The sequence below is a fragment of the Paenarthrobacter sp. CM16 genome, assembly GCF_013179505.1.
Classification (GTDB): domain Bacteria; phylum Actinomycetota; class Actinomycetes; order Actinomycetales; family Micrococcaceae; genus Arthrobacter.
The window spans coordinates 1-9,805 of sequence record NZ_JABMCX010000181.1 but is presented as its reverse complement, the minus strand read 5'-3'; the positions used below and the strand labels follow the sequence as shown (position 1 = coordinate 9,805).

The following is a 9,805-nucleotide window of genomic DNA, read 5'->3' as shown; positions in this document are numbered from 1 at the left end:
CCGGTACGTTCATTCCCATCTTCAGCCGTCTTACCCAAGAACTTTTCGTTGTTCTGCTCCGTCTTTCATCTGCTCTTGCTCCACGACCGGGGGAGGTCCCTGGAAGACCCCCTCCCCGCAGTCGTCGTGCAGAGCTTCTGCCTGTAGGGCTAGTTGGTGGACAGCGCCGGCTTGCGTAGAAACAGCCCCACAACCAGTGCGGTGAGAAGGCAAAGGCCAGCGTTGATCCAGATGGCGGTTGTGACACCGCTGAGGACGGCTGGGGCCTCGTTGTTCCCGATGCTGAGGATTTGAGCTGTGAAGATGGCGCTCATGATCGGGATGCCCATGGTGATGCCGATCTGCTGGCTCATGGTTGCCAGTCCGGTGGCCAAACCTTGTTCTTCATCGGGCAGCCCCGAGGTAGCGGTGACCATGAATCCGACGATGACTACGAGGTTGGCTACACCACCAATGAAGGTGGCGACCAGCAGCAGACCGATGGATGCGGGGTCTGCGCTGAGCAGGACGAGGGCGCCGGTCGCAATGGCTTGGACTATGAATCCGTAGACAATGGCTTTCTTGTTGCAGATTTTTCCAATCACCTTTGGTCCGACCACGCCACCGAGCACCGTGCCGAGACCGAGGACCGCAAAGGCCAATCCTGCACCGAGCGGGGTGTAGCCGAGAACCTGCTGCAGGTACAGCGTCAGCAAGAACACCAGGGACGTTTCAGTGACGAAGGCCAGGATGCCGGCGATGTTTCCCCAGGCGACAGTGGAGCGCTTCAAGATCTCCAGCGGTACCAGCGGCGAGCTTGCCCGGCGTTCGACCGCCACAAAGGCGACAAAGAGCACAACGGCTGCCGCGAGGGAGCCCAAAGTCAATGGATTGGTCCAGGAGTGCTCGGCGGCGTTCGTCAAACCGAAGACAAGGGCCAGAAGGCCGAGGGTAACGGTGACAGCACCCGGAACGTCCAGCTTCAACTTCGTGGTGGGCTTGCTCTCGGCAAGGACGATGGGAGCGATAACCAGTACTGCGATGGCAACAGGCACGTTAATGAAGAACGCCCACCGCCAGCTCAGCAGGTCCGTCAGCAGTCCGCCGAGGATAGCGCCCGTCGTAAAGCCTGCGGCCATGAGTGATCCGTTAAGTCCCAGTGCCTTATCGCGCAGCGGGCCTTCCGGGAAGGATGCCAGCAACAGGGACAGGGCAGCGGGAACGACTATGGCCGTCGCGACGCCTTGTCCCACGCGTGCAATGAGCAACAAGGCCGGGTCGGCAGCCAATCCGCCGGCCAGCGACGCCACGCCAAGCAAGGCCATGCCGATAATGAACATCTTTCGCCGCCCGGCGATGTCTGCCACACGGCCAAACAGCAGAGTCAGCCCCGCTGCGCAGAGCGCGAACGCCGTTGCGATCCACTGGAGGTTCTCCAAGCTGAAGCCGACGTCGGCGCCGATGGCTGGAAGGGCTACGTTGAGGATGGAGAAGTCGACAGCGAGGGTGAAGCTCGCCGCGAGCAGGACAATGAGCGCTAGGCGCTGCCGGCCGGTCATCTGCCTTTTCGAGTCCGATTGGGGTTCAGGGTCGGTGGCAGATGGAAGGCTGGTGCCTTTGGTGACATCCGGTTGGGTCCTCATTTAGGTGATCCTTTGCTGGAGCTGTATCCGCCTCGTTGGCGGCTTTCTTCACAGCTCCAACGGTCTACGCATGTGCCCGGATCAACCACACCCCCTCCTGCCTACCCCTGACAGGGACAGGACACTGCCGGCGGGGACCGGCAGAATGGTGAACATGACTATGGTGAGTGAACTTGGGGAGTTCCTTCGAGTCCGAAGGGCGTCGCTGCAGCCGGAAGACGTCGGCCTCTTGAATTACGGCATCCGCCGCGTACCAGGTCTCCGGCGGGAGGAACTGGCAATGCTCGCCGGAGTCAGCAATACCTACTACACCCGCCTGGAGCAGGGCCTCAGTAACAACGCTTCTGATGCCATCATTGATGCGATTGCCCGGGCCCTGAATCTCAACACTGACGAGCGGGCCCACCTGTTCAATCTTGCCCGCGCCCGCCCCGCCAAACGCCGCACCGTGACGAAGCCGGACAAGGCCAGGACAGGGACGCTCCGCCTTATTCAGTCAATGGCCAGCACCCCCGCCATCGTGCTGGGACGCCGCAGCGAGGTGCTTGCCTGGAACCGGCTTGGCCATCGCCTGGTTGCCGGGCACTTGGACTTCGACGCACCGAAGTCGGCTGCAACAAGGCCAAACATGACTCGTTTGTTGTTCCTTGACCAGCACACCCGCGAACTTTACTCACGGTGGCTGGAGGAAGCCACGCGTGCAGTGTCATCACTGCGGCTCGTCGCCGGCCGGGCCTCGGATGACCCTGAACTCGCATCTTTGGTAGGTGAGCTCACCTTGAAGACTGAGGAGTTCGCGAAATTGTGGGCTCGGCACCCTGTGCAGAACTGCATGTCCGGGTTGAAGCACATGCACCACCCGGAGGTGGGCGATCTGAAGTTGAACTTCGAGGTCCTCACACCTCCCGATGAATCCGGCCACAGAATCCTCATGTACGCCGCAGACCCGGGGACGCCGGCCGCGGAAGCACTTCAACTGCTGGCCGCCGGCGATGTGGTCTCCGAAGAGCCACGCAGCTTGTCCCGGGAGCTAAGACCATCCACGCCGACACAGTGCCGATAGTCCGTTCCGACTTCGCTAGGCTGCCCCTATGCCCTCGCCGTGGACTTTACTCATCGCCCTGCATGCCATCGCAGCGGGCTACGCCCTGATCTTCGGTGCCGTGAACCTGCTTCGCCGCAACAAGGGCAGCTCAGCGCACAAGACCCTGGGCCGCATCTGGGCGGCGGCCATGTACGTTGTGGTCCTGACCTCCTTCGGGATCCGGACCATCGACGGCGGGTTCAACTGGCTTCATGCCCTGTCCGTGCTGACGTTCTGCACCCTCACGATGGGTCTGGTCACAGTCCGCCGCGGCAACATCCGTGCCCATCAGCGTTTCATGACCGGCAGCTACTTCGGGCTCCTCGGGGCGTTCGTCGGCGTCGTAGCGGTCCCGGATCGACGGCTCCCCCAAATGGCCGTCCACGACCTCGCCGGCCTCACCCTCTGGGTAGCAGCACTGGCGATTTCAGCCGGCCTGACCATCGCCGGGCTCATGAACCTTCGCGCGAAAACTGCAACGGGGCAGTAGCGCCGAACAGCGATTGGGTTGGTCAAGCAATGTCCATCCAAAGAGTCGCCACCGAGATTCCTCAGCAGCCGCCAAAGCCATTGGATCAAACAATTCTGTGGCCCAACCTCATAGCGACGATCGACAGGCTAGATGCCGCCGGTCAGGAGCGCAACGCACTCGGTTTGGCGGGCGAAATGATCGCCTACCACTGGTTGTTAGAGCGCGACCCCGGACAAGTTGACGAGCAGTGTAAAGGAGTCCCGTCGCGGGATCATAGGCAACGGACGTGAACGTGCCGGAACCCTCGTAGGTATCGCTGACGATTCGAGTCAGGTAACTGCGCATGCGGCTCACCCTACCGTCAGTCATGAGCCTCACGGGGTTATCCCGTTGATCGGGTGTGAACGTGCCATTGCAGAGACCTCTCGACCCGTCTCCTACTACGCACTACTATAAGAAATATAAAGACTTTAAAAAATTTATAGGAGTGTAAAAGTGGCAGCGAAAAACCCGTTCAAACCGACAGCTGGTGCCCGCCCACCGCTTCTTATCGACCGGGATGACATGCGCCAAGATTTCGCAGAGAGCATCGAGAATGGTCCCGGCGCCCCCGGATTGCTCTCTATCTTCACCGGCCCCCGCGGCATCGGCAAGACCGTCATGCTGGGGGAAATTGAAGACGAAGCCATCGAGCACGGCTGGATTGTCATCTCGGAAACCGCCACGGCCGGACTCGTCGACCGCATCGGCAGCGCCGTCCGCGCCGCGGCTGAAGAGCTCGGGGACGGCCCTGGCGGCCGCCGGGTTACCGGGGTGACGCTCGGAATCCTGCGCGTGGATACACAGCTTCCGGCTGCGCGTGAGGTTCACTGGCGGCGGCAGATTACCGAACTGCTGGAGAAGTTGAGCGAGCAGGACACCGGGTTGCTGATCAGCATCGATGAGATTCATGCCGTGGACCGGACCGAACTCTCCGAAATCGCAGCGGTCGTCCAACATCTGATCCGCGAAAGTCTTCCCATTGGCCTGGTCCTTGCTGGTCTGCCGAAGTCTGTCGAAGACCTGCTCAACGAAGGCGTCTCCACCTTCCTTCGCCGCGCCGAAAAGTACGACCTGCACAGGACCTCGATAGACGAGGTCGCCGAAGCCTTCCGGGATACTTTCTCGGAAAGCGGCGTGAATATCAGCGACGAACATCTCCGGCAGCTGGCCGAAGCGACGGGCGGCTACCCATTCCTGATCCAGCTCGTCGGCTACCACGTGTGGAGTCAAGCCAGAAAATCAGGGGCGGTAGTCACCGACGAGGCGCTGGCTGCCGGAGTACAGAAAGCCCGCCGTCGCATGGGTGCCACCGTCCTGCAGTCTGCCTACTCGGCTCTTTCCGATGTCGATCAGTCGTACCTGCTGGCCATGGCTGAAGACGATGGCCCGTCCAGCACCACAACAATTGCGGAGCGTTTGGGCGTCAACGCCGTATACGGCGGCCAATACCGGCTTCGGCTATTGGCTGCTGGGGTCATCGAAACAACAAGCCGGGGATACGTCGATTTCGCCGTCCCGACATTCCGCGAATTCCTCCGCGACACACCCGCTTATGGACTTCGGCTGCAGCACCCCAAACACTGAGAGCCACGCTGTAGCGCTCTGCGCGCAGTAGAAAGGAAAGAATTGGGAAAGCGGAAGCCAGCGGCGTGGGGAATTGTCGTCCGTCTCGATAACGGATTGCAGTTTTACTACTACCTGCACCCCAACCGTCCAGGAGACGAATGGAGCCCCAGGGAGAACCAAGCATTGCGGTTCACATCAGAGGGGGAAGCTCAAACCCGCTGCAACACGTTCCTCACCAACAGCAAAGCCAAGGAGTACTACGTCGTACCGCTACCCCTTTTGAGGTCGTAGATCACTGACAGCTTCAGGTCTGGTCTCTCGCGTGGCCTCGCACCAGCTATGCGGAAACGCGTAATGTGCCCAGTGCCAATCGGAGGCTGGACCTTCCCATCAGGCGGTCCCATTCACTGGCTCAGAACAGTCCGGCACTTGGCGGCCCTTCGCACACTGCCTCTGCATTCCTGGTGCTTCGAGGCGTCGGAGTCACAGCCGGCACAGATGTTGTTCCGGGTATCCATCGGAATCGGTTGAAACCTTCCGACCGCCCTGCAGAAAGCGCGTCCCGCCCTGCATGTCAGACACAAAAAACCCCTCCGTTCCGGGCAAAATCGCCGGAATGGAGGGGTTCGTGGAGCCCCCTGTCGGATTCGAACCGACGACCCCCGCTTTACAAGAGCGGTGCTCTGACCAACTGAGCTAAGGAGGCACGCTCCGGTCACCCGAAGCACTGCGCGAAAGAGCGCTAGATAAGGTTAGCCCAGACCATCCCCGTCAACGAAATTCACCGGGACCACCCGGGACCAGCCAAGCCAACCCGGACCAGCCGGGACAAACCGAACAACAGCGGCCGGCCACCCGGGAAAAAGGGTGACCGGCCGCCGTCGTACATTCCGCGGGTATTAGCCCTTGGCGTCAACTGCCGTCTGGATTTCAGCGTTCAGGTCCGTGCTGCCGTCCCACTGCTTACCGTCGATGAACACGGTGGGCGTGCCGGTGATGCCGACTGCAGCAGCTTCCTGGGTGGCAACCTTCACCCACGGGCGGAACTGCTTGCTGTCGATGCAGGAGTCGATGTTGGCTGCGCCGACTTCGGTGGCCATCTTCTTGAGGTCGTTGTCGGAGATGCCCGCGCCGCCCTCAGCCGGCTGACGTTCGAAGAGCAGGTTGAAGAAGTCCGCGTACTTTTCCGGGGAAGAGTTCACAACGCACGCAGCAGCGTTGGCCGCGCGGGATGAGTAGTTGGTGGTGGACTGCCGGTCCAGGAATCCGAGGGGACGGTACTCGAGGGAGATCTTGCCTTCGTTGCGGAGGTTGGTCAGCGACTCACCATAAGTGGTTTCAAACCGCTTGCAGACGGGGCAGATGAAGTCGATGTAGGCAATGACCTTGACGGGCTTGCCGGCTTCAGCTTCGCCGCCCGGGACCGTCACGGTGGCAGGCGGGGTGGCTGCAGGCGAGGGAACGTCGGCAACGTTGACGGTGGCCGGCTCGGACTTGACTACTTCGCTGTTGGCCAGCAGTGTCACTCCACCGTGGACGTTGCCGTTTGCCGGCGTCGGGCCCTGATCGGCGATAGGCGCGTTGTTCTGCGCCTGGCCGATCACCACGAACGCCACCAAGGCGATGATGACCACAACGGCAACCACAATGCCCCAGCCGACCAGAAGCTTGTTGCGCTTTTCCTTCTTCAACTGCTCTTCGCGGATTGCGCGCGCCTTTTCCCGTGCCTGGGCGGTGCGTTCAGCCTTGGACAGGCGTTGTTCGTTTGCGGGGCTCATCAGTTCCTCGGGGTATTCGACGTCATAGGGCATAGCTAGGGCAACGGGGTCAGTTTACGGGAGCAAACTTGAAGATCCGCCGCAGACCCTCTTGCCCGGTTGTTGAACGATCAAGTGCCATGGAAGATTCCGCTAGTAGGCTGGGAGTTGAGTCACAGCAACCCCAGGGAGCATTAATGCAGGATTTGGCAAGCGAAAAACTCAAGACCGAAGAAGTAGTTCGGGCTTCTCCAGTCAAGAAGCCCACGGCAACCAAGTTCGACTTCATGGTGGTCTCCAACAGGCTGCCCGTTGACCGCATCAGCGACGACAACGGTCACGGCGCCGACGGCTGGCGACGTTCGCCCGGTGGACTTGTGACGGCGCTCGCGCCGATGATGACAAAGTCCGACGGCGCGTGGGTGGGTTGGCATGGCGCCCCGGACGAGACGGTGCGCCCGTTCAGCCACGAAGGCATGGACCTCATCCCGGTCCAGTTGAGCAGCGATGATGTGGAGCTGTTCTACGAGGGCTTCTCCAACGCGACCATTTGGCCGCTATACCACGACGTCATTGCGCCACCTGAATTCCACCGCACCTGGTGGGACTCGTACCGCAAGGTCAACCGGAAGTTTGCCGACGCCGTCGCCCGCCATGCCGCCGATGGCGCCACCGTGTGGGTGCAGGATTACCAACTCCAATTGGTTCCGCGCCTGCTGCGCGAAACCAGGCCGGACCTCAAGATTGGTTTCTTCAACCACATCCCGTTCCCGCCGCCGGAAATCTTCGCCCAGCTGCCGTGGCGCCGTGAAATCATTGATGGCCTCCTCGGCGCGGACCTCCTGGGCTTCCAGCGGCCCAGCGACGCCGGTAACTTCATGCGGTCCGCCCGCCGGTTCCTGGGTGCCAGCGTCAAGCAGCAGCAGGTCCACGTCAAGGGTCCCGACGGCGAGGTAACGCACATCGCCAGGGCGCAGGCCTTCCCCATCTCCATCGACGTCGCCCAGATCCGCGAGCTCGCTACGAAGCCGGAGATCATTGAGCGCGCGCAGCAGATCCGCAAGGACCTCGGCAATCCCAAGACCATCCTCCTTGGTGTGGACCGGCTGGACTACACCAAGGGCATCCGGCACCGGCTCAAGGCTTTCGAGGAACTCCTCGCGGACGGCCACATCAAGGTGGAGGACGCCACGCTGATCCAGGTGGCGAGCCCCAGCCGGGAACGCGTGGAGCAGTACAGGTTGCTCCGCGAGGAGATCGAGGGCACCGTGGGCCACATCAACGGCACCTACGACACCATCCAGAACACTGCCGTCCGCTACCTGCACCACAGCTATCCGGTGGAGGAAATGGTGGCGCTGTACCTTGCCGCGGACGTCATGCTGGTCACCGCGCTGCGCGACGGCATGAACCTCGTGGCCAAGGAATACGTCACGGCGCGTTCCGAGGATGACGGCGCGCTGGTCTTGAGTGAGTTCGCCGGTGCGGCAGACCAGCTCAAGCAGGCCTTCCTGATCAACCCGCACGACATCGATGGCCTCAAATCAACCATCCTGCGTGCCGTGAACCTCCCCCCGAAGGAAGCCCGCCGCCGTATGAAGCTGATGCGCAAGCAGATCCTGGATCACGATGTTGATCATTGGTCAGCTGAGTTCCTGGCTGCTTTGGAGGAGAAGGTGGTCCGTGATGACAGCTGAGAAGCTTTCATTATCGCCGGAGCTGCTTGAAGCCGTCGGGCGCATTTCCGGCACGGAGCATCTGCTGGTGGCACTCGATTTCGACGGCACCCTCGCCCCGATCGTGGACCATGCGGAGGACGCGCGCCCCCTCCCGCGTTCGGCAGCAGCTTTGGCTGCTCTCGCCCAACTTCCACGCACGACGACGGCACTGATCTCGGGCCGGGCACTGGACAGTTTGCGGCTGGTCGCCACACCTCCGGCCGATACGCTGCTGATCGGCAGCCACGGGGCCGAGGTCTGGCTCGGCGAAGGATCCCTGGGCTTGGAACTGGACCATGAGCAGCGGAGCAAGCTGGCCGCAGTGCGTGAAGTGCTCGCGGAAATTGTGAACATCGCTCCGGGGACGTTGCTCGAAGACAAGCCTGCCGGCGTGGTCCTCCACACGAGGATGGCCGACGACGACGTCGCGGAAGACGCCGTCGAGGCCGCCATGCGGGTGCTCCGCGAGCATCCGGGGGTCTACCTCAAAACCGGCAAACGCGTCCTGGAGACCTCCGTTGTCCACGCATCCAAGGGTGAAGCGATTGAGTTCCTCCGGCAGGCAACAGGAGCCACGGCCATCCTGTTCGCGGGTGACGACGTCACGGACGAGGACGCCCTGGGCCGCCTTTTGGGTGATGACGTGGGCATCAAGGTGGGCTTGGACTTCACCCAGGCCCAGTACAGGGTGGAGGCTCCGGTGCACGTGGCGGAGTTGCTTGAAGCCCTGTTGAGGGAGCGTCGGCGGGTCACCGCCGAGGCTTAGAGGGTGACCAGCGCAACATGTGACGTTCGTAACATTTAGGTAGTAAGTCCAAAAGTCTGACATACTCTTGGATGTGATGTGACGCACAGTACCGTGCGACGTCACATGATCCTCCCCGGCCATTGGCCGGGGAGTTCAACTGAAGAAAATGAACCATTCACAACGGATCGTCCGGCACGTACCTGCCGGTGAAGGGATTGATAACTGTGGCTACAGTTACTTTTGATAACGCTACGCGTCTGTACCCGGGCACAGATAAGCCCGCCGTCGATAAACTCAACATCGACATCGCCGATGGCGAATTCCTGGTCCTCGTTGGACCCTCCGGTTGCGGTAAGTCCACCTCCCTGCGCATGCTCGCAGGCCTTGAGGACGTCAACGCAGGCCGCATCCTGATCGGCGACCGCGACGTCACTGACGTTCCGCCGAAGGACCGCGATATCGCAATGGTCTTCCAGAACTACGCCCTTTACCCGCACATGACTGTTGCGGACAACATGGGCTTCGCACTGAAGATCGCCGGCGTCTCCAAGGAAGAGCGCGCCGAGCGTGTTCGCGAAGCCGCCAAGCTTCTTGACCTTGAGCAGTACCTGGACCGCAAGCCGAAGGCACTCTCCGGTGGTCAGCGCCAGCGTGTTGCCATGGGCCGTGCAATCGTCCGTAACCCGCAGGTCTTCCTCATGGATGAGCCGCTTTCCAACCTTGACGCCAAGCTCCGCGTCCAGACCCGTACGCAGATCGCATCCCTGACCCGCCGCCTCGGCGTCACCACGGTTTA

At 61.5% G+C, this 9,805-nt stretch carries 8 protein-coding genes and 1 tRNA gene; 6 read left to right on the top strand and 3 right to left on the bottom strand.

The window, feature by feature from the left end; translation table 11 throughout:
• Nucleotides 1-149 precede the first annotated feature (149 nt).
• On the bottom strand, nucleotides 150-1,538 hold the full coding sequence (locus tag HP499_RS15695; RefSeq protein ID WP_172325164.1) for an MFS transporter: 1,389 nt from the start codon (nucleotides 1,536-1,538) through the stop codon (nucleotides 150-152).
• Between the two features lie 238 nt (nucleotides 1,539-1,776).
• On the opposite strand from HP499_RS15695, the gene HP499_RS15690 reads away from it, so the two are divergent.
• The 3 genes from HP499_RS15690 to HP499_RS15680 all read left to right on the top strand — a co-directional run bounded on the left by HP499_RS15690 (nucleotide 1,777) and on the right by HP499_RS15680 (nucleotide 4,804).
• The gene (locus tag HP499_RS15690) at nucleotides 1,777-2,685 is read left to right on the top strand and encodes a helix-turn-helix domain-containing protein (RefSeq protein WP_172325163.1); all 909 of its coding nucleotides are present in this window, start codon (nucleotides 1,777-1,779) and stop codon (nucleotides 2,683-2,685) included.
• A gap of 28 nt (nucleotides 2,686-2,713) precedes the next feature.
• Complete coding sequence (locus HP499_RS15685; RefSeq protein WP_172325162.1) at nucleotides 2,714-3,196, top strand: DUF2306 domain-containing protein; 483 nt, start codon at nucleotides 2,714-2,716, stop codon at nucleotides 3,194-3,196.
• A gap of 477 nt (nucleotides 3,197-3,673) precedes the next feature.
• Nucleotides 3,674-4,804 carry an AAA family ATPase gene (locus tag HP499_RS15680; protein ID WP_172325161.1) on the top strand — a complete coding sequence of 377 codons (1,131 nt, stop codon included), beginning with the start codon at nucleotides 3,674-3,676 and terminating at the stop codon, nucleotides 4,802-4,804.
• A 611-nt stretch (nucleotides 4,805-5,415) separates the two neighbouring features.
• Here HP499_RS15680 and HP499_RS15675 read toward each other — a convergent pair.
• Nucleotides 5,416-5,492: transfer RNA gene (locus tag HP499_RS15675), tRNA-Thr, on the bottom strand.
• 193 nt (nucleotides 5,493-5,685) lie between these two features.
• Complete coding sequence (locus HP499_RS15670) at nucleotides 5,686-6,564, bottom strand: thioredoxin domain-containing protein (RefSeq protein WP_172325160.1); 879 nt, start codon at nucleotides 6,562-6,564, stop codon at nucleotides 5,686-5,688.
• Nucleotides 6,565-6,740: 176 nt separating this feature from the next.
• Between HP499_RS15670 and HP499_RS15665 the strand changes: the two genes are divergently transcribed.
• The 3 genes from HP499_RS15665 to HP499_RS15655 form a co-directional block, all read left to right on the top strand.
• Nucleotides 6,741-8,240, top strand: a complete 1,500-nt coding sequence (locus tag HP499_RS15665) for a trehalose-6-phosphate synthase (RefSeq protein WP_172325159.1) — start codon at nucleotides 6,741-6,743, stop codon at nucleotides 8,238-8,240.
• On the top strand, nucleotides 8,230-9,027 hold the full coding sequence (gene otsB, locus HP499_RS15660) for a trehalose-phosphatase (RefSeq protein WP_172325158.1): 798 nt from the start codon (nucleotides 8,230-8,232) through the stop codon (nucleotides 9,025-9,027). The genes HP499_RS15665 and otsB overlap by 11 nt, the downstream gene beginning before the upstream one ends.
• A gap of 206 nt (nucleotides 9,028-9,233) precedes the next feature.
• The coding region (locus HP499_RS15655; protein ID WP_172325157.1) for an ABC transporter ATP-binding protein at nucleotides 9,234-9,805 on the top strand (572 nt) is incomplete at its 3' end.

What these genes read in the sequence shown, in the direction of transcription:
- HP499_RS15695 (WP_172325164.1), bottom strand. Translation starts at nt 1,538, where the DNA reads ATGACCGGCCGGCAGCGCCTAGCGCTCATTGTCCTGCTCGCGGCGAGC.
- HP499_RS15670 (WP_172325160.1), bottom strand. Translation starts at nt 6,564, where the DNA reads ATGAGCCCCGCAAACGAACAACGCCTGTCCAAGGCTGAACGCACCGCC.
- HP499_RS15685 (WP_172325162.1), top strand. Translation starts at nt 2,714, where the DNA reads ATGCCCTCGCCGTGGACTTTACTCATCGCCCTGCATGCCATCGCAGCG.
- otsB (WP_172325158.1), top strand. Translation starts at nt 8,230, where the DNA reads ATGACAGCTGAGAAGCTTTCATTATCGCCGGAGCTGCTTGAAGCCGTC.
- HP499_RS15665 (WP_172325159.1), top strand. Translation starts at nt 6,741, where the DNA reads ATGCAGGATTTGGCAAGCGAAAAACTCAAGACCGAAGAAGTAGTTCGG.
- HP499_RS15690 (WP_172325163.1), top strand. Translation starts at nt 1,777, where the DNA reads ATGACTATGGTGAGTGAACTTGGGGAGTTCCTTCGAGTCCGAAGGGCG.